General features: G+C 73.0%; 6 protein-coding genes. 1 reads left to right on the plus strand and 5 read right to left on the minus strand.

What is annotated here, in order from left to right; translation table 11 throughout:
• Position 1 precedes the first annotated feature (1 nt).
• Entirely contained in the window at positions 2-2,221 is a 2,220-nt protein-coding gene (locus tag Pla133_RS02490) for an NAD(P)-binding domain-containing protein (protein ID WP_145062053.1), read from the minus strand.
• Positions 2,222-2,925: 704 nt separating this feature from the next.
• Here Pla133_RS02490 and Pla133_RS02495 point away from each other — a divergent pair.
• Positions 2,926-4,917 (plus strand): hypothetical protein, encoded by a 1,992-nt coding sequence (locus tag Pla133_RS02495; RefSeq protein WP_145168258.1) that lies wholly within the window; start codon positions 2,926-2,928, stop codon positions 4,915-4,917.
• A gap of 45 nt (positions 4,918-4,962) precedes the next feature.
• On the opposite strand, the gene Pla133_RS02500 is transcribed toward Pla133_RS02495, so the two are convergent.
• The 4 genes from Pla133_RS02500 to Pla133_RS02515 are packed head-to-tail and all read right to left on the minus strand — an operon-like array spanning position 4,963 to position 20,968.
• Positions 4,963-12,642: a non-ribosomal peptide synthetase gene (locus tag Pla133_RS02500; protein WP_145062057.1), complete on the minus strand. Its 7,680-nt coding sequence runs from the start codon at positions 12,640-12,642 to the stop codon at positions 4,963-4,965.
• Positions 12,635-19,450, minus strand: a complete 6,816-nt coding sequence (locus tag Pla133_RS02505; protein ID WP_145062059.1) for a type I polyketide synthase — start codon at positions 19,448-19,450, stop codon at positions 12,635-12,637. Before Pla133_RS02505 ends, Pla133_RS02500 begins: the two co-directional genes overlap by 8 nt.
• A 10-nt stretch (positions 19,451-19,460) precedes the next feature.
• The gene (locus Pla133_RS02510) at positions 19,461-20,042 is read right to left on the minus strand and encodes an FcoT family thioesterase (RefSeq protein WP_419192050.1); all 582 of its coding nucleotides are present in this window, start codon (positions 20,040-20,042) and stop codon (positions 19,461-19,463) included.
• Positions 20,039-20,968, minus strand: a complete 930-nt coding sequence (locus Pla133_RS02515) for a TauD/TfdA dioxygenase family protein (RefSeq protein WP_419192051.1) — start codon at positions 20,966-20,968, stop codon at positions 20,039-20,041. Before Pla133_RS02515 ends, Pla133_RS02510 begins: the two co-directional genes overlap by 4 nt.
• Positions 20,969-21,100: the final 132 nt, after the last annotated feature.

Genomic DNA, 21,100 nt, shown 5'->3' on the forward strand with positions numbered 1-21,100 from the left:
ATCAGCCGCCGAACCGGGTGAAACGCAGGGCCACGACGATGTGCGCGATGACAGCGAGGACGCAGAACAGGGCCGCCCAGCGGTGCAGGAAGCGCCAGGACACCATCAGCCCGCGCAGGTCCTCGAAGCTGGCGGCGGAGGCGGCCGCGCGCCGCGCGCGGGCGGCGAGCTCGGTCACGCGCCGAATCTGCTCCGCGTGCAGACCCGCGTCGCGGGCCTTCAGCGTGAGGTCCTGCTCGAGCTGGCGCACTGCCCGGCGGCTGCGCAGCACCGCGGCCAGGCGCGTGAGGAAGTTGCGCCCCCCGCGGCTCTCGCGGATCGAGCGCTCGACCGCCTCCAGGACCGAGTCCCCGAAGCCGCGGTGGGTGCGGTCGAGCTCGCCGGAGAGCTGCGCCAACTCGCCGCGCACCTCGTCGAGGAGCAACTCGCGACCGTTCGCCGCCCGCGGCACGAACGAATAGAAGTAGCGACCGATCGCGCCCGTGGCCGCCAGGGCCAAGAGCGCCAGGAACGAATGCCCCCCGAGGGTGTCGCGCGGAGCCAGGGCCGCGTGCATCAGCACGAGCAGCGGCACCGAGAGCCCCGTGGCCACGTGCACCGTCATCCAAGCGCGCAGGGAGCCCCAGCGCACCGGCACCAGGGTGCTGCGGCGCAGGAGGTAGCCGAGGTTCGCCGCCATGGCCGCGAAGGCCGCGATGCCCAGGGTCAGTCCGACGGCACCGGCCGGCCGCAGCGTGGCGTGCCACGGGTGGTGGGGGCGCTCCGCCAGGGGCAGGTCGTAGTAATCGCGCAGGCCAAAGGTGGCGCCCGCGAAGACCAGGGCCAGCACGAGCACCGCGCCCAGGGAGCGGATCAAACCAGTCGAGCTGCCCTCGTCCGCCGTCGCCACCGGCCGGTCCGCCGGGTCGAAGGAGATGCCCGAGGCCTTGAGCGGCTCGATCGGTGCCTCACCGCCGGCGAAGACGAAGACCTCGTCCACGTCGAGCATCAGCTTCTCGCCGTCGCAGGCGCCCAGGCGCACGAGGTCGACCGTGTCCGTGCCGATGGCGGTGACCTGGGTCTCGAGCAGCAGCTCGACGCTGCCGTCCAGCCGCGCTTGGTCGAGGCGCTCGCGGTTGCGACTGCGCAGGCGCGAGAACTCCGCGCGCCGGTAGGACAGGCGCACGACGTTGCCCGGCTGGTCGGCCAGGCCGAGGGCCGCCTCCACCGCGCTGTCGCCGCCGCCGACCACCAGGATGCGGCGATCGGTGTAGCTCTCCGCGTCCATCAGCGAGTAGGCCACGTGGGTCGCCTCCTCGCCCGGCACCCCCAGACGACGCGGCGACCCGCGCCGGCCCAGGGCCAGGCTCACGAAGCGCGCCACCACCGGCTCGCCGTCGGTCTGGACCTCGAGCAGCCCGTCGGCGCGCTGCACCACGCGCTTGAACTTGACCGGCGTGCGGATCGGCAGTTCGAGGCCGCCGATGATGTCGGTCCACAGCTCCATCAGCTCCTCCTTGGCGTAGGAGCTGCGACCGAGGCGCCCGTGCAGGGGCAGGTCGACCGGCTGGGTCATGACCAACTTGCGGCGCGGGTAGCTGGCGACGGTGCCGCCCACCGAACCCTGCTCGAGCGTCACGAAGTCGATCCCGTGCAGCTTGGCGGCCAGGGAGCACGACAGCCCCGCCGGCCCCGCACCCACCACGCACAGCTCCAACGCGCCCTCGGGAAGGTCGCGCGGGTCGTCCTTCAGGCGCCGCGCGATCTCCTCCGCCACCGCGTTGCCGTGGGTGACGGCGGTGCGGATCAGGGCGTAGCCAGTCACTTCCCCGGCCAGGAACAGGCCGGGCACGGTGGTCGATTCCAGGTTGTCGGACAGCACGGGGATGTCCTCGCGCTGCTCGATGTCCCCCAGGGCGATCGAGATGGCCCCCGTCGGGCACTCCTCCGCGCAGCGCCCGTGCCCGACGCAGCGCGCCCCGTGGACGACCAGGGCCTGGCCGTGGATCAGGCCGAGCACCCCGTCCTCCGGACAGGCCGCCACGCAGGTCCCGCAGCCCAGGCAACGGTCCAGATCCACGTGGGGATACTGCAACCGCGCCCGATGGGACCCGGATTGCCGCGCCTCCTCCCGCTCATCCAGAGCCGCGCCCAGGCCATGCAGGCTCTGCCGCCGCTGGATCAGCGCGACGAGCAACCCGGCACAGGCCAGGGCGGGCAGTAGGAAGGTCCACCAGGTCATGGAGTTCGAGGAACGGTGCGGGCCAGGTCGAATCGGTCAGGAGGAAGGGCGGTGCGTGCGCCCGACTCGCCACCGGGGGAGCCCCGGGAACCGACCGTCCAAGGAGCGGCGGTCCACCCCTTTCGGACGACTCGATCCCCAGAAACGCCGACCGCCGCGCGAGCCCCCCAGCCCACCCGACAGACGCTCCAAGCGCGGGAGCCGCCAGCCGACGCGGACTAGTTCCACCCTCGATCGCCCTATCAATCGACCCGCATGAACATTCGTTCAGGTCTGCACGGGCTGTGTGAGGCCACGCTCTTCGACGCGCCCAGGTCCCACAGCAAGGACCGCGCCAACGTAAGAGGCGGTACCTGATGCCCCGGGGTGGGCTCCGGCGAGTCCAGCGAGAAGACCGGGGTCCAGGGTTTGGACTCGAACCTGGCGCCGGAAGGCCCGGCGCGCCGGGCCGGGGCGGGCGCCGCCCGCGGCCGCCTGCCCGTGGACCTGTGGACTCAGCAGCCGCTCAGCGAAGTGACCCGTCAATTCTCCGGCCGACTCGGGTCACCCTTCGTTTCCTCCCACGACCCCGGGGCTACCCTGCTCGGCGCCGACCCATGGCCGGCCTGCGCCAGCCGGACCCCTCGTCCGTGATGCGTTCACCAGCTTCCACCAGTCAGCTCGAGTGGGGACTCGTAGCCGCGGGGGTCGCCGCTCTATGCCTGGTGATCCTCTCCTCGCCCAACGGAACGGGCGATGCTCCCCGGGCGTTGGCCGGGGCCGGGATGACTTCGACGCGCCTTGCCCGAGACCACGTCGATGGGAGCACGGCCGCCCAGCCATTGAGTGTTTCCCCGCCAACAAGAGGGAGGCCCCCTCGCGTCCGCGCCGATTCCGGGCTGAGGGAGGAATCGACCGAGGCATTTATCGAGTTTCGCGTGGCGTCTGAGTCCGGGCTACCGCTTCAGGATCTGACTGTGCGCGGGTCCACAGGGGCAATCTCGTTCACTCGCGCCGACGCGTCGGACCATATCGCGATCGACGTCGGATCGTCGCCGGTCAACGCGACTCTGACCATCCGCGCGCGTGGGCACGTGCCCCACGAGTGCAGCCTGGTCGAGGTGCGTGGGAACGCCGCGCGCGGAGAAGCCGTCAACCTCTCGCCCGACCTGTGGCTCTCCGTTCGGCCGCGTGCGCTTTGCGATCAGATCCTCGGAGTCGAACCGGACGTGCGCTTGACAGGCTCGGACCGCGAGACGGCGCTGCAGGCCACCTCGAGTGGAGTCGTAGATGGCGCGTTGGAGGTCGTGCTCTCCGTAGCTCAACTGCGGTCCATCGGCCTCGATGAGCTCGAGGTCGGATTCGTGCTCCGTGGGATCGGGAGCTTCGTCTACCCGACCGAGCTCTCGAGCGGCCACCGCCAAGTCGTCGATCTGGAGCAGATCGCCGGTCCGCTCGGATTGCCGAAGGGCAGCATCCGCGTCCTGCTCGCAACGGAAGGTGGCAAACAGATCGAATCGAGTGTGGCTGGATGGAGGGTCGAGGCGCGACTCGCGGAGGGCTTGGCCTACGAGCCTGGCGCCGGCCAGCTGCAGTCCTTGCAGGTCCTGCCTGCCAGTCGAGTAGGGCGCGGATTCGAATTCCAGAACTTGATCGCTGGGATGCGATACCTGATCACGGCGTGTCGTGAAGGCGAGGGCAGGGTCGGCTATTGCCATGCGATCGCTGCAGAAGACGGGGCCCCCTGTCGGCTCGTGACGAACCTGGGCGCAGAAGTCTCTCTGGAATTCGACTTGGGTGAGGACCAGCTGTCCGAGGCTCAGTCCGTCTCGATCGAATGGAGCTTGAGTGCGCGAGGTGACGAAGGCGGGCACTTAGGAGGTGGTGCCGAAAGCATGGTGCTGGCTAGATCGGGCGGTGCGAAGATCGAGGTGGCTCCTGACCTGACACCACTCGTGGTGGAGCGACTCGAGCGGCTCGGCACGGGTGCGACACTCGGCCTCACCATCAGTCTCGATGGACGAGAAGTCGAGAGGCGTGAGTTGGACGTCGACTTGCTCGCAGTCGAGAGCTTCACCGTTGTCGACCCCATCGTGATCGAGCGGCTCGACGAAGGGCTCGTGGTTCGCAACTGGATTCCACTGGTCGAGAGGGCGCCTTCGCGGGCCCTGCTCTGTGGAGCGTTCGTCGAAGGGCCATACGGGACCTCGCCCGCCAGGATCGCTGCCCGCGTCGAGTTGGTCGAGGACGCAGGGGAACTACGAGTTCGCCCCGAAGTCGGGGAGAGGCGAGGCGACGGCGATGCGACCTACTCCACGATGAAGTCGAACGTCGAGATCTCCGCTTCAGCCCTGCTCCGAAGCCCGGTTCTGCTCGTGATGATCGACGAGGCCGGTGAGCCGCTCGAGCTAGCCGGATTGATGCCGGACAGCTCGGGCAGTTGGGCGTCGGCACGCCGCCAGCAGTACGACGTGGAGCTGTCGACGAGCCCCGAGTTCTCGGGTGTCTACCGCGTGAACCTGACCTGGCACGGCATCCGATACTCGATCGCGCGAGTCGTTGCCAGTGAGGTTCCATCGACCCTGACCGTCGTCGCGCCATCCGGGTCGACGCTCGACCTGACGCCCGCCGGGCCCCGGCAGGCAGGCGGACAAGAACGGCCCGTCACAAGTGTGAGCCTGGTTGGCAGTCAATCGATCGCGGTACGCATCCGCTGAGGGCTCCCCCGCGAGCGGTGTCGTACGCGTCACGGTGTTCCAATCCTAGTGCGGCACCTCCTTGCCCGATCGATCCGCAATGTGTGCGACACCGCGACGAAAGTGCTCCGCCCACCGGTCGAGGACTCGATTGTCAACCAAGGGCCAAGGCTCATCTAGGCGGGCCAAGTCGCGCTCGGCGTTCGAGCGATCCAAAAGTGGTAGGTCCCGATCGGGCACCAGATCCCTGTCGTCGCCGGCTTCGGTGGCGGCGCGCAGTCGGGTGAGCAGGGGGAAGAGGGGGTGGCTACGGTTGCCGTTGGCGGCGGTGATGGCGGCGGCGCGCCATGTCCGCTGGTCCACTAGGCGTATTGTCAGACCGCGCTCGATGGCTCGGCGGTAGAGGGCGTCGAAAGGGGTCGGGGTCGGGTGCAGCAGGTGGTAGGTGGCGCCATCGGGACGGCGGCACCGGACCAGGTGGGCGATGGCTCGGGCCAGGACGTCGACGGGGGTCACGTCGACGGGGAGGTCGATGGCCGGAGCCAGGCCGAGGGCGAAGGAGCCGCGGATGGCGCGGGCGGCGAGGTCGTCGGGGCTCCAGATGCCGGTGGTGGCGCTGCCGGCGACGCGGCCGGGGCGGTGGATCGCGACAGGGAGGCCGCGACGGCCGGCCTCGCGCACCAGGGCCTCGGCGACCCACTTGGACTGCTCGTAGCCCTCGGTGTGGCCGATGAGCTGCTCGAGGTCGCCGTCTTCGAACACCGTCGCGTCGGGGCCGAGGTTCGGGGGGGCGGCGACGCCGATGGTCGAGATGAAGTGCACGGCGGCGCCGGTGCGGCAGGCCAGGCGCAGGACCTCGAGGGTCCCGCCGACGTTGATCGGTGCCAGGGCGTCGTAGCCGCGCACGAAGTCCACCGCTGCGCCGCAGTGGACGATGGCGTCGATGGAGTCCAGGTCGGTGGAGTCGGGAAGGCGATCGGGACTGACTTGGCCGGTGTTGTCGGCGGGGCCTGTGGAACGCGAGGTCTCGGGCGACCTGGCGGCGTCGGCAGCACCGCCGCGACCGGCGCGCTCGATCCCGAGCCCCCGCGCGGCGAGGTCGCCGGCGAGGGGGTGCAGGGCGCGGTCGACCTCGGCGCTGCGCAGGCGATAGCGCTCGAGGTTGGCCTCGAGGCGACGGCGAGCGTCCGACGGACTCGAAGCCCGCACCAGGCAGTCGACGCGCTCGACCCCCGCATCGACGAGGGCCCGCAGCAGGTGGGCGCCGAGGAAGCCCGTCGCGCCGGTCAGGAGGACCCGGCGCGGGGGATGGGGCCGCAGCCCTCCCTCGGCAGGCCGCACCTCCTCGGGCAGCCGGGCCTCGGCGCGCAACCGCGCGGGGCCGACTGGTTCGCTCGCGGCGCTCTCGCCGCCGTCGACCAGGCGCGCCGCGCTCTCGATCGTCGGTGTCGCCATGAAGTCCGGCAGGGGCAGCTCCACGCCCAGCTCGTCGCGCAGCCGCACGGCCAGGTCGATGGCGGACAGGGAGCTGCCGCCCAGGTCGAAGAAGTCGGCGGTCACCCCGGGGGCCTCGACGCCGAGGACTTGGGCGAACAGCGCGGCGATGCGGCGCTCCAGGTCATTGCGCGGGGCGACCTGGGCCTCGCTCGGCACCTGGCCTTCGCGCCGGGCGAGGGCCACCAGATCGAGCTTGCCGCTGACCAGGCGCGGCAGGCGTTCGACGAGGTCCCAGCGGGCGGGGATCCACGCCTCGGGCAGGCGTCTCGCGACTTCGGCGCGCAGCCGGTCGACCTCCAGGCCCGCCCCGGCCAGGTGGGCCACCAGTTGGATCGCGCTGCCCGCCCGCCGCGCGGTCACCGCCGCCTCGCGCACGCCGGGGAGCTCGCCGAGGGCCGCCTCGATCGCCCCCGGCTCCACCCGGCGGCCGCGGACCTTCACCTCGCGATCCGCGCGCCCCACGAATTCGAGCGAGCCGTCGGCGCGCCAGCGGGCCAGGTCGCCGGTGCGGTAGCGCCGCGCTCCGCCGTCGCCGAACGGGTCGACCTCGAAGCGCTGGGCAGTCAACTCATCGCTGCCGAGATAACCGAGGCCGACGCCGCGTCCGCCCACGACCAACTCACCGACCACGCCGCGTGGAACCAACGCGCCCCTCGCGTCGATGATCGCCAGGTGCGCGCCGGGGAAGGGGCGCCCGAGGGGCGGCGGGCCGCTCTCGCTCGCTTCGCAGCGATGGAACGCCGCGTCGATGCAGCACTCCGCGGGCCCGTAGAGGTTGAACAGTTCGATCGGCCGGCCGAGCTCCGCCACGCGCCGCGGCAGCTCCGCCAGCATGGCCTCGCCGCCGCACAGGATCCGCCGCAGTCCGTCCAACTGTGCGATGCGCCCGCGATCGGCGACCAGCGCCCCGATCCAAGCCGGCACGCCGACCAGGAGCGTCACGCCGACCTGCGCCGCGCGCCGCAGGTAGGCCGCGGGGTCCGACCGCTCGGCCTCGTCCGCCAGGTGCAGCTCCGCTCCGGCGGCCAGGGGCGTGAACCACTCGAGCAGCGCCGCATCGAACACGGCTGGGATCCGGTGCAGAACCCGATCCCCCGCGCCGATCCCGTGGAGCTGCGCCGCGGCCCGCGCGTGGTGCGCGAGGGCGCGGTGGGGGATCACGGCCAACTTCGGCTCGCCGGTGGTGCCCGAGGTCGCAATCACGTAGGCCGGCGCTTCGGGGGAGCCGCGGTCGAGGTCGGCTTCGGGCGCGGGGCCCGCTGCGAGCGCGTCGACGCCCAACGAATCCAGGCGCAGGCGCACGCCCGCGCGCTCGGCCAGGCGGGCGCGGTGGGGCTCCGGATCGGCCGGGTCGAGCACCAACCAGGCGGCTCCGCACAGCCAGACGCCGAGGAAGGCCGCGATGCGCGCCGGTGTCGCCCCGCACTCGAGGGTCACGATCGCGCCCGGCCCGACCCCTCGCGCCGCGAGGCTTGCCGCGCAGCGCCGGGCGCGCTGCTCCAGCTCGGCCAGGCTCCAGGCGCCCCCGGACCAGACCACCGCGCGGGGCCGCGCCTGGCCGCCGAAGACCAAGCGATGGGCGCAGGTCTCCTCGCCCGCGGGCGCGGCGGCGCCGCGGCCCAGCTCGACCAGCTCGCGCCGCTGCGATTCGTCGAGCAACTTCAACTCGCCGATCCCCCGCTCCGGCGCCGCCAAGCCCTGCGCCAAGAGCCGCGCGAAGTGCGACCACAGGCGCTCGACCGTCGCGCGGTCGAAGACGTCGGTGGCGAACTCGATCCGCGCGGCGAGGTCCTCGCCCCGCTCGTCGATGGCGATCGCCAGGTCGAGCTTCGCGCGGGTCCCCGGGAACTCGAGCTCCGTCGCCCGCACCGATCCGAAGTCGAGCTCCACCGCCGCGGTGCCGAGGGTGTCGAAGGAGATCTGGAACAGCGGAGCGCGGGACGGATCGCGCGCCGGCGCCAGCTCCTCGACGAGCTGCTCGAACGGTAGCTCGGCGCGGGCCAGGCCGCGGCGCAGGGCGGCGGTCGCTCCGTCGACGACTCCCGCGAGCCCCTGGTCACCCCCGGCCGACAGTCGCAGGGGCACCGCGTTGACGAACAACCCCAACAGGTGCTCGGCGCCCGGCGCGTTGCGATTGGCCACCGCGGTGCCGACCACGAAGTCCCCCTCCCCGATCATGCGGTGCAGCAGCGCCGCGAAGCTACCCAACAGCACCGCGAAGGGCGTGGTCCGTCGCGCGCGCGCAAAGGCTCGCACGGCCGACGACAACTGGGCCTCGAAGCGGAACTCCAGGCTCTCGCCCCGGTGATCGCGGCGCGCCGGACGCGGACGATCGGTGGGCAGGGCCACCGTCTCCGGAGCCCCGTCCAACTCCTCGTGCGCGGCACGCAACAGGGCCCCGCGCCGTTCCTCGGTCAGCGCCCGTCGCTGGCGCGCCGCAAGCTCGCCATAGGTCGTCTGCAACGTGGGCAGACTCGAGCTCTCGCCGCCGATCGCAGCGCGGTAGTGCTCGCCCAGCTCCCGGGCCAGGATCCCGAGCGACGCCCCGTCGGTGATCGCATGGTGCTGATTCAGCACGAGCCAGTGCTGATCCGCTCCCAACGTCCACAGCTGCGCGCGCACCAGGGGGCCAGCGGCGAGATCGAACCGGTGCCGCGCCTCTGCCTCTGCGAGCGCGTGCGCCGCGGAACGGGGGTCGTACGATCCGCGCAGGTCCTCGCGGGCGACGACCAACTCGACATCACCAGCGACCACTTGAACCGGGCGCCCATCGCGCTCGACCAGGCTCGTGCGCCAGACCGAGTGGCGCGCTTGAACCGCGCGCAGCGCGGCCTGCAGGGCGACGGAGTCCACCGGCCCCTCCAGCCGCAGGCCGCCGAGCACGTTGTAGTGGGTGGAACCAGGCTCGAGCCGGTCGAGGATCCACAGGCGCTCCTGGGCGAAGGAGAGGGGCGGATCGCCGGCGAGGGGCTCATTCGGTGTCTCGGTGGTCCCGGCGGCCCCGCACTCGATCGTCCGCGCCAGCCACGACACGGTCGGCCGCTCGAAGAACGCCAAGAGGTCGACGTCGACGCCGGTCTCGTCGCGCAGGCGCGCGGCGAGCTGCGCGGCGAGCAGGGACTGACCGCCGAGGCCGAAGAAGTCGTCGTCGCGGCCGACGGCGTCGACCTCGAGCAGCTCGCCGACGAGGGTGGCGATGCGGCGCTCCAGGTCTCCGCGGGGCGGCTCGCTCGGCGCAGTCGCGGTCACCTCGATCTCCGGCAGGGCCCGCCTATCGAGCTTCTCACTCGGCGCCAGGGGCATGGCATTCACCGTGCCGATCGCCGCGGGGCACATGTGTCGCGGCAGGCGCGCCGCGAGGTAGGCCTGCAGCTCCAGCGGCAAGGTCTCCGCACCATCGGCCTGCGCCGGAATCACCCAGGCCAGCAGCCGCAGCAGCCCGCCCGGCCCCGGCCGCGCGTCGACCGCGGCCTCGCGAACTCCCGGATGCTGGGCCAGCACCGCCTCGATCTCGCCCAGCTCGATGCGCTGCCCGGCGATCTTCACCTGCTGGTCCACGCGCCCGAGGAACTCCAGCTCGCCGCCCTCGAGCCGCCGCACCAGGTCGCCGGTGCGGTACATGCGTCCGCTCCCCAGGGGATCGTCCAGGAAGCGCTCGGCCGTTCGCAGCGGGTCGCCGAGGTAGCCCCGCGCGAGCCCGGCGCCGCCGACGAGCAGCTCGCCCGACATCCCGATCGGCAGCGGCTGCATCGAACCGTCGACGACATGGGCCTCGACGTTGTGGAGTGGCCTGCCGATCGGCACCGACCCGCGCCCGCGCCGATCCCCCGGCGCGCAGGTGAACCAGGTCGCGTCGATGCAGGCCTCGGAGGGACCGTAGAGGTTGTGGAGGGCGGCGCCGGGTGGCGCGACCTCGAAGAAGCGCTCGGCCAGGTCGTGCGAGAGTCGCTCGCCGGCGCAGATCAGGTGGCGCAGGGCGGTGCAGCGCGAGAGGCCGTCGCCCTCGAGCCAGGAGCGCAGCATCGACGGCACCGCCTGCAGCACCGTGATCCCGCAGTCAGCCACGAGCTGTAGCAGGCGCCGCGGATCGCGGTGCACGCCCGGCGGCGCGACCACCAGCTCGGCGCCGCTCGTGAGCGGATGCACGATCTCCCACAGGGACGCGTCGAACGTGAACGGCGTCCGCAGCAGGAAGCGATCGTCCGTACCGAAGGCGAAGTTGACCGCCCCCGAGGCCAGGTGGTTGGCCAGGGCGCGGTGGGGCACGGCCACGCCCTTGGGTCGGCCGGTGGAGCCCGAGGTGTAGATCACGTAGGCGATCGAGGTCGGCTCGAGCTCGACCTCCAAGGGCCCATCAGGACGCGCCGCGAGCTCCGCGAGGGTGGCGTCGTCGTCGAGGACCACCCCCACGGCAGACGTTGCCGGCAGGGCCGCGCGCAGGTCGGCGTGGGTCAAGACCAGCCGCGCGTCGGCGTCCGCCAGCAAGAGGGCCGTGCGTTGGACCGGATCCTCGGGGTCCAGGGGCAGGTAGGCGCCGCCCGCCTTCCAGATCGCGAGCACGGCGACGATCGCGTCGATCGAGCGCGGCAGGAAGGTCGCCACGGGCACGTCGGCTTCGACACCCGCCGCGACCAGGTGCCCGGCGAGGCGATCGGACTGTGCGTCGAGCTCCGCGTAGGTCACCACGCGAGACCCCTCCCGCAGGGCCGTCGCGGTCGGGGCTCGGCGCGCACGCTCGCCGAACCGGCGGTGGACGGTCGCTCGCAAGTCGACGTCGAGTCGGGGGCCGCGCCCGGCTTCGAGCAGGACGCGGCGATCGGAGGCGGAGACGAGCGGCAGTTCCTCGAGGGGGCGCCTCGGCTCGCGAACCGCAGCGGCGAGCAGCTCGAGCCACGCGCGACCGATGCGCTCGATGGTCGCCCCCTCGAACAACGCCGTCCTGAAGTCGAAGCGTCCGGCCAAGCCACCCTCGCCCAGGTCCTCGACCCCGAGCGACAGGTCGAACAGGGCCAGACCGGTCTCGACGGGCACCTCGGTCGCGCGCAGCCCGTGCCACGGCGGAGTGGGCCGCGGCACACCCATGTCGAAGAAGACGTCGAACAGCGGCGTGCGCCCTGGGTCGCGCGGGGGCGACAGCTCGGCGACGAGCTGCTCGAAGGGCAGCTCTGCCACGGCCACGGCGTCGCGGAAGACGGCCTTGGTGCGCGCCAGATGGGCGCTGAAGCCCTCTCGCGCCACATGCCGTGATCGCAAGGGCAGGGTGTTCACGAAGGCGCCGACCACGCCCTCGATCTCGCGTCGATCGCGGCCCGCCCAGGGCGTGCCGACGATCAGGTCCTCCTGGCGGCAGATGCGATGCAGCAACACTTGGAAGCTCGAAAGGAGTACGACGAAGAGCGTCGTTCCCTCGGCGCGGGCGAGGCCACGCAGGCCATCGGCGACGCCGGGCGTGACCGACACCCGCCGATGGTCGCCCTCGCGCGCGACCAGGGCCGGTCGCGGGCGATCGAGCGGCAACTCCGCGCCCGTCGTCGCATCGGCCAGGGCGTGCCGCCAGTCCTGGGCGAGGGCGCGCAGGCGCAGGAGCTCGGACTCCCGCCGTTGCCAGGCGGCGTAGTCCACGTAGGTCACCGGCAGGGGCGGCGGGCCCTCGCCGCCGACCAGGGCCCGCGCGTAGAGCTGGGCCAACTCGCGCACGATGATCCGCACCGACCAACCGTCGGTGGCGATGTGGTGCATGGCCGCGGCCACCAGGTGCTCGGTCGGCGACAGCTCCAGGTGCAGGGCGCGCAGGAGCGGCGGGCGTTCGAGGTCGAAGGGTTCGAGGGCGAACCCACGCAGCCGCGCAGCGGTCCAGGCTCCCTCCGCACCGTGTGCCGTCTCGCTGACGAGCGCCACGCTGGCATCCGGCGCGACCACCTGACGCGGCACGCCCCCCTCGGCTGGGAAGCCCGTGCGCAGGGCCGCGTGGCGCGCGAGCAGCCCGTCGAAGGCCGCGCGCAGGGCGCCGCGGTCCAGCTCGCCCTCGAGGCGGACCGCGCCCGCGACGTTGTACTCGGCCGATTCGGGCTCCAGTCGCTGCAGGAACCAGAAGCGCTCCTGGGCGAAGGAGAGGGGCGCGGGACCCGCCGGTGCCTTGGGGATCGTCGCCGCCGCCTGGGCCTCTCGCTCCGCCGCGGCGCGGCGGCGGCGCAAGAGCTCCAGCCGCGCGGCGTCGAGCTGCGGACGTTCTGCGCCGTCCTCAGCCATCGGCGCGTTCCTCCGCGAGCAGGCGCGCGACCTCCTCGTCGGAGAGTTCGGCCAGCTCGGCCAACAGCGCTTCGTCGTCGGCCGCGGCGGCCGTGCGCCGCTCGTCGAGGATCCCGTTCAGGTGCGCCGCGAGGGCGGCGACATCCGGATGGTCGAGGATCAGCGTGGCGGCGAGGCTGCAGGCGAAGGTCGACTCGAGCCGATGCCGCAGGTCGACCGCGAGCAGGGAATCGAGGCCCAGGTCCACGAAGGGGGCGCGCACGTCGAGTTGTTCGGGCGACGCGAAGCCGAGCACCCGCGCGAGTTGCGCGCGCAGGGCGCTGGTCAAGAGCTCGAGCCGCTGCTCGGCCGGCGCCGCTTCGATCGCGGCGAGGGTCGCGGAGTCGTCGTCGCCCTTCGGCGCGGAGGCCTCTCCGCCCAACTCGTCGAGCAGGCCGGGCGCCTGGCCCGCGTAGCGCGCCGACCAACGCTGCCAATCGATCGAGAACGCGCCCAGGCGCGCCTCGCCGACGCGCAGGGCTGCCAACAGGAAGGCCAGCCCCATCCCCGGCGAGATCGGGCGCAGGCCGAGCTGTTCCAACTGCGCCCGGTGGCGCTCGTCCCCGCGCGAGGCCATGCCGCCGCCGCTCCAGGGTCCCCAGGCGATCGCCAGGCCGTGGGCGCCCCGCGCGCGCCGCGCGTCTGACTGGGCGTCGAGCCAGGCGTTGGCGGCCGCGTAGGCGGACTGCCCCGGCGAGCCGACCATCGCCGCCATGGACGAGAAGCTCACGAACCAATCGGCGCCGCGCCGGTCGACGGCCTGCGCGATGGTCCGCGCGCCACGGAGCTTGGGCGCGAGGACGCGTTCGAAGCGCGCCACATCGGCGCCGGTCAGGAGCCCGTCCTCGAGCACGCCGGCCGCGTGCACCGCGCCGCCCAGGGGCAGGGCGAGTCCGTCGAGGGCCTTGTCGAGCGACGTCGCGTCACCGATGTCGAAGGCGGCCGTCGCTACTTGCGCGCCGGCTGCCCGCAGGTCGTCGACTGCGCGCAAAACGTCGCCTTCGGGCGCGCGCCGTCCGACGAGCAGTAGCTCGCCGGCGCCTTGACGTGCCAGACCCCGCGCCACGTGCAAGCCCAGAGCGCCGAGTCCGCCGCTGATCAGGTAAGCCCGATCGCCGCGCACCGCCGGCGGCGCGTCGTCGCGGTCGGCGGCACCCAGGTCGATCGCGAGCTTGCCGATCGAGCGCCCCTGGGCCAGGGCGCGGAAGGCCGCCACCGTGTCGCGCGGGGCGAAGGTGCGCGTGGGGAGGGCGGTGAATTCGCCGGCCGCGAAGCCGCGGGTCAGGTCCGCCAACAGGCTCGCCTGCAGGTCCGGATCGGCGGCGAAGAGATCCGCCAGGTCGAACTGGGTGTAGCTCACATCCGGCCGCTTGGCTGCGACCCGCTCGGGAGTCCAGACCTCGAGCTTGCCGATCTCGACCAGGCGACCGCCCTTCGCCAGGCAGCGCAGCGACGGCTCGACGTGGTCGCCGGCGAGGCTGTCGAGCACGACCTCGACGCCGCGGCCGCCGGTGGCGGCGAGCAGCTCGTCCGCGTAGTCGGTCGAGCGCGAGTCGAAGAGGTGCTCCACGCCGAGCGCGCGCAGGTGCGGCCACTTGCCGCGGCTGGCGGTGGCGAAGAGCTCCGCGCCCGCGCGCCGAGCGACTTGGATCGCCGCGAGGCCCACGCCGCCCGCTGCCGCGTGGATCAGGACGCGCTCGCCCCGTCGCAGCCTTGCCGTGCGCTCGAGCGAATGCAGCGCGGTCATGAAGACCGTGGGCAGGCCCGCGGCCTCGGCGAAGGTGCAGCCCGCCGGGCGCGGCGCGACGGCGCTGGCCGGCACGACCACGTGGCTGGCCAGGGTGTCCGGCGCGCTGGCGAGCACCGCGTCGCCCGGCGCTAGGCCCCGCGCGCCCGGTCCCACGCGCACCACGCGTCCGGCGCACTCCATCCCCAGGGGTTGGTCCTGGGCGCGCTCGAGCCCCGTGAACTCGCGCAGCATTCCGAGCGCGAAGAGCACGTCCTTGAAGTTGAGGGCTGCGGCCTCCACGGCGATCTCGACCTCGCCCGCTCCGGGGGCGCGGCGCGGCGCGCTCTTGCACTCGATGCGCTCGAGCACGCCGTACTCGGTGGAGCGCAGGCGCCAGGCGTCGCCGCGGGGCGGGCGCAGGCCCTCGCGCTCGGCCTCGTCGAAGCGGACCAGGCGCGCGGCGAAGCGCTCGGTGCCGCGCCAGGCCACCTGGCGCTCGTCGCCCGCGGAGCGCAGCTCGGACAGGATCCGCTCGGCGTCGACGGCTGCGTCGCCTGCAAGGGCGCGCCGCGGATCGAGGCCCGGGTCCAGGTCCAGGCGCGTGCAGCGCCAAGCGGGTTGTTCGAGCTCCAAGGTCGCGCCGAGGCCGATCAAGGTCGCCGCGTCGTTGTCCGGCAGGCCCGCGCCGGGGCCGGCGGCCACGGCTCCGCGGGTCACGAAGACCAGGCGCGGCGGCGGTCGATCGAGGCCGTCGAGGGCCCGCGCCAGGGGCAGGGTGGGCGCGAGGAGGGGAGCGCAGAGATCGTCCTGGGCGCGCTCGCCCAGGGGCCACAGGCACAGCAGCACCTCGCACGCCGACGCCTCGAGGCGCGTGCGCCAGGCCTCGACGTCGAGGCCCGCGACGTCGCCGATGCGCTCGCACGCGGCGCCGGCGTCCTTCAACTGTCGCGCCAGCTCGGCCGCGAGTCCGGCGCCGTCCCCCGCCAACAGCCAACGCTCGGGCGGCGCCGCCGCTGCGGGCGAGCCGGGCAGGGAACGCCAGCGCAGCACGTGACCGAGGGTCTCGAGCGGTGCCTCCCGTGCGAGGAGAGCGGAGGGATCCGTACGCACCAGTCGCAGGCCGCGCACCTGCGCCACGGGGGCGCCGTGGTCGTCGACGAGGTCGAGGTCCATCGACAGGTGCGTGCCGCCCACTTCGCCCGCGGCCCGTTCAGCGCGGCACCAGACGCTGGCCGCACCGCGCCGGTGCAGCTCCAATCGATCGATGCCCACCGGCAGGTAAAGCGCGCCGGCCGCGGCGTCGTCCGTCAGTTGCCCGACCGTCTGCAGGCAACCGTCGAGCAGGGCCGGATCCAAGCCCATGGCGCGCGCGCGGCGCTCGCCGGCCCCATCCACGCTGACCCGCGCGACGCACAGGCCGTCGCCGCGGTGCAACTCGCGGATGGGGCGGAAGGCGGGCCCGTAGCCCAGGCCGCGGGCGTCGAGGTTGGCGTAGTAGCCGGCCACGTCCACGGCCTCGGTGGCGGCGGCGCGCCAGGCGTCGAGGTCGACGGTCTCGTTCGCGGCGTCCAGCGGACCGACCGTCGCCGAGGCGTGGCGCTTCCAGCCCGGCGCGTGGCTGGCGCGGGCGAAGAACTCGACGCGACGCCGCCCGGCCTCGCTCGGCGCGGCCGCGACCTGCACCGCAGTCGGCTCGTCGCCGAGGAAGAGCGGCGCTTCGATCGCGAGACCCTCGAGGCAGAGCGGGCCCTCGCCGTCCAGGGCCGCGCCCGCGGCGAGCAGCGCCTCCGCGTAGCCCGCGCCGGGGAAGACCACGCGTCCGCCGGCGCGGTGGTCGGCGATGAAGGCGGGCCGGGCGGCGCCGAGCTCGGTCTCGAACAGGGCCCGCCCGGGGTCGAGGGTCGCGAGGTCCAATCGTCGACCGAGCAGCGGGTGCTCACCGCCAGGGCGGCGCGCTCCGCGGTTCGCCGCGACCCAGAAGCGCTGGCGTTGGAAGGGGTAGGTCGGCAGGTCCACCCGCCGCGCGGGCTCTCCGCGGTCACGCCCGGACCAATCGATCGGAACGCCGGCCACGTGCAGCTGTGCCAGGGCCTCGGCGAAGGTGCGCGCGTCGGAGCGTCCCTGGCGCAGGCTGGGCACGAAGCGCTGTCCGCCGTCCTCGAGGAAGCGCCGCGCGAGGCCCAGCAGCACCGGCGTCGCGCCCAGCTCCAACAGGATCTCGACGCCGTCGGCAGCCAGGGCGCGGACGCCCGCGTGGAAGCGCACCGGCTCGCGCACGTGCCTTACCCAGTAGCTCGGGTCGGTCAGGGCCGGGCGGTCGTCGCTCGGGTCCAGGCACGAGCGGAAGCCGACCCGCGGCTCGTGCAGTTCCACGCCGCGCGCGCACTCGGCGAAGGCGGCCAACATCGGCTCCATCAACGGCGAGTGGAAGGCGTGGCTGACGTCGAGGGGCTTGTGCCGATGGCCGGCGGCGTCGAGCTCACCCGTCAAGCGCTCGATCGCGGCGGGCGTGCCCGAGACGACCACGCGCGCCTCGCAGTTGATCGCGGCGATGCCGAGGTCGGTCTCGTGGCCGGCCAGGTGTGCAGCGAGGGCCCCCGGCTCGGCCAACACCTCGACCATCGCGCCGGGCGCGGTGTGCGCGACCATCAGGCGTCCGCGCGCAGCGACGAGCGCGGCGGCAGCCTCGAGGGACATCACCCCCGCGACCACCGCGGCCGCGTACTCGCCGACGCTGTGGCCCAGGACCCAGGTGGGCTCGACGCCGACCGAGCGCCACAGCTCGGCCAACGCGACCTCGACGGCGAACAGCGCGGGCTGGGTGGCGTCGGTGCGCGCCAGGCGATCGGTGTGGTTGCCGAACAGAACTTCGCGCAGGGGCACGTCGAGGTGCGGTGCGAGGGCGACTTCGCAGCGCTCGAGGGCCGCGCGGAAGACGGGCTCGGTGGCGTGCAGCTCGCGCGCCATGCCGGCGTACTGGCTGCCCTGGCCGGTGAACAGGAAGGCCACGCGCGGCGGATGGCTGGCGGCGCGACCGACGGCTTCATGGGGGCCGTCCACGGCCAGCTCGGCCAGGCGCAGCTCGAGTTGCGCGCGGTCCTCCACTACCAGTGCGGCGCGCCAGTGGAAGTGCTCGCGACCCGTGGCCGCGGTGCGACACCAGGCCGTGAGGTCGAGGTCGTTGCCCGCGCGGATCGCCTCCAGATGCCGCGACGCGAGCTGGCGCAGGGCGGGCTCCGAGCGCGCGGACAGGCACAGCACCTCGCAGGGCCGCCGCGCCAAGATGGCGCCCGGATCGATCGCCGGCGCTTCTTCGAGCACCGCGTGGGCGTTGGTGCCGCTGAAGCCGAAGGAGCTCACCCCCGCCAGCCGCCGCCGCGCCCCGCGGGGCCAGGAGGTGGGCTCGGTGGTCACGCGGCAACAGCTGCGCTCCCAGTCGATGTGCGGGTTGGGATGCTCCAGGTGCAGGTGCCGCGGCAGTTGCTCGTGCCCGAGGGCGAGCACGAGCTTGATCAGCCCCGCCATGCCCGCGGCCGGCTCGCAGTGGCCGATGTTGGTCTTGACCGAACCCACCAAGAGCGGCCCCTCGCGCCCGGCCGCGAACACGTCGTCCAGCGCGGCGACCTCGATCGGATCGCCGAGAGACGTGCCGGTGCCGTGGGCTTCCACGTAGTCGACCTCGCCCGGCGCGACGCGTGCATCGGCCAGGGCCGCGCGTAGCACTCGCGCCTGGCCCGGGCGACTGGGCACGGTCAAGCCGCCGCTGGCCCCGTCCTGGTCGATGGCCGTTCCGCGCACCAGGGCCAGGATGCGGTCGCCGTCGGCGCGCGCGCGGGAGAGGGTCTTCAGGACGATCACGCCGCAGCCCTCGCTGCGGACATAACCGTCAGCGGCAGCGTCGAAGGTCTTGCAGCGCCCGTCGGCCGACAGCATCTGCGCCTTGCAGATCGAGATCGTGCCGAAGGGGTCGAGGACCGCGTTGACCCCGCCGACGAGCGCCGCGCCGCTCTCGCCGGCGCGCAGACTCCGCACGGCCTGGTGCAGCGCTACCAAGGACGACGAGCAGGCCGTGTCCAGGGCGAAGCACGGACCGGTCAGCCCGAGGGTGTAGCTAACGCGCCCCGCGAGGGTCGAGGCCGAGTTGCCGGTGGCGTAGTAGGAGCCGGCGTCCTCGGGGTTCCAGTCGGTCTGGCCCTGGTAGTAGTCGGCACCGCGGTTGCCGATGAACACGCCGGTGTCCGTGCCGGCCAGGGAGTCGGCCGCGATGCCGGCGTGCTCGAGCGCCTCCCAGGCGACCTCGAGCAGGATCCGCTGCTGGGGGTCGAGCTGCTCGGCCTCGCGCGGCGAGATGCCGAAGAAGGCGGCGTCGAAGCGGTCGAGCCCGTCGATCCAACCGCCCCAGCGCGTGTACATGCGCCCGGGCACATCGGGGTCGGGGTCGAAGAACTCGTCCACCGCCCAGCGCTCGGGCGGGACCTCGCCGATGGCGTCGCGACCCTCGGTCTGAAGCGCCCAGTAGGCCGCCGGGCTGTCGGCGCCGCCGGGGAAGCGGCAGGCCATGCCGACGATGGCGATCGGCTCGTGGTCGGCGGCGTCGCGGGCGCGCAGCAGCTCGGCCTGGCGTCGGGCCAGGTCGAGCAGCTGGTCGTGATCCAGCTCGGCGAGGTCGCCGGGCCGCTCGCGCGCCTCGTCGTCGGTCGCGTCGGCGGGCGGCAGATCCACGTCCACTCGCAGCACCAGCGCCAAGTAGTCGACCAGCGCCGCCGGCGTGGGGCAGTCGAACAGCAGCGTCGACTCGAGCCGGCAGTCCAGCCGCGCCTCGATCCACAGCTTGAAGTCGACCGCGCGCAGGGAGTCGAAGCCGAGGTCCGGGAAGGTCTCGTCGGGCTCGATGCGCTCGTCGGCCTCGAACTCGAGGAACGTCACCAGCTCCGCGCAGAGCCAATCGGTCAAGCGCCGACGGCGGTCCACCCGCGGCGCCCGCGCCAGCGTGTCGAGGAACCGGTCGTCCCGGCGCGCCCCCTGGGATTGGCTGCCCAAGTTCCGCTACCTAGCTATGGGAGACGTCCGGTGCGGCCGCGGCCCGGCGCTCCCGAGAGGCCGTGCCCGCGGCGCGGTCGACGATCGCCAGCGACACGTCCCCGTGGGAGTGGCCGCCCGCATCGTCGCGGAAGGAGCAGCGCGTGTGCACGAGCAGGAAGCGGCTGCGCTGCACCGCGTCGACGATCTCGACCGTGCCCTCGAAGTCGCCCGTGGCCATGGGGCGGTGGAACTTGCTCGAGAAGTCGTGGATCAACACGTCGGGCAGTTGCCGCGCGAGGTACTCGTCCAGGGTCCACGACTCGAAGGCCGGCAGCAGCCCGCCGACGACCACCTGGGCCATCAGGGCGTAGACCAGTTGGTTGTAGCAGAGGTTGAACTCCACCGAGTTGAAGTGGCCGGTGTCCTGGATGTAGCAGGACTCGCCGATGGCGAGGCGCCCGTAGATCACCGCCTGGGGATCGCCAGCGCGGGCGTGGCCGGGCAGTTCGACCACCGCCGACTTCAGATAGCGACAGTTGTCCCTGTAGGGCGTGAGCACCCTGGCCAGGAGCTCGTCGGTGACCCCGATCGATCGCGGCCCGGCGCTCACACGAGCCTCCCGCGCGGCTCGTCGGCGTAGAAGGGCCTGCCGTCGTAGACGCCGATGCGGTAGCTGACGCTGGCCTCGCCGCTCGCGCCCCCGCCGGCGCGGTGGATCACCTGGCGGTTGTCCCACAGGAGCAGGTCGCCCTTGGTCCACAGGTGGGTGTGCACCAGGTCGGCGCGTTCCACGTGCTCGAGGATCGCGTCCAGGCGCTGGCGCCCGGCCTCGATCGACAGGCCCTCGAAGCCCACCGTGAAGCCGCGGCTGACGTAGAGGCACCTGCGGCCGTTTACCGGATGGGTGATGACCGCCGGATGGCTGACCGTGGGCGTCTCCGCGCCGAATTCCTCCAGGATCTGCGTTATCGACTTGTCGACGTCGCTGGGCTGGATCTTGTAGCGCCACTTGGCCTCGTGGATCGCCCGCGCGCCGAGCACGAACTCGCGCAGGTCCGGCGGCAGCTCCTCCAGGGCGCGCTGCATGTCGACGTAGGACGTGCCGCGACTGCCCGAGGGGATCTCGATCGGCCGCACCATGGTCATCGGCAGCGGCTCGGGGAAGAACTGGTAGTCGGTGTGCCAGTAGGCCCCGGTGTTGGCCACGCCGACCTTGCGGCCGTCCATGGGCACGTTGGAGGAGACGAAGATCTCCGGGTGCCGCGGGTGGTGGTAGTTGGGCTGGAAATAGACCTGCGGCTCGCCGAGGGCGCGGGCGAAGGCGATGTACTCCGGCTCGCTCAGGTCGACGCCGCGGAAGACGACCAGCTTGTGGTCCCAGACCAGGTCGCGGATCCGCGCGGCGAGGGTCCCGTCCACCTGGCGTGGGTCGAGCCCGTGGAACTCGGCCCCGATGGCGCCGGCCGCGGGCGGATGGAACTCGGCGCCAGCCGGGAGATGCAGGTTGGGCGGCGCGCCGGTGGCTTGGTCTTGCAATGTGGATCGTCCAGAAGGATTGGCCATGGTCGGTTCCGGGCGCCGGCGCCCTGATTGGTCCCCGGCGCATGGCCGCGATGGGGGGAGCACCGCGACAGATCCGACTATAGTGGAACCTTCTCGATCCTTGGG

Origin of the sequence: Engelhardtia mirabilis (assembly GCF_007748095.1) — a bacterium.
GTDB lineage: Bacteria > Planctomycetota > UBA1135 > UBA1135.

Excerpts from the sequence above, each read along its gene's own strand:
- Pla133_RS02490 (WP_145062053.1), bottom strand. The coding sequence starts at position 2,221 with ATGACCTGGTGGACCTTCCTACTGCCCGCCCTGGCCTGTGCCGGGTTG.
- Pla133_RS02500 (WP_145062057.1), bottom strand. The coding sequence starts at position 12,642 with ATGGCTGAGGACGGCGCAGAACGTCCGCAGCTCGACGCCGCGCGGCTG.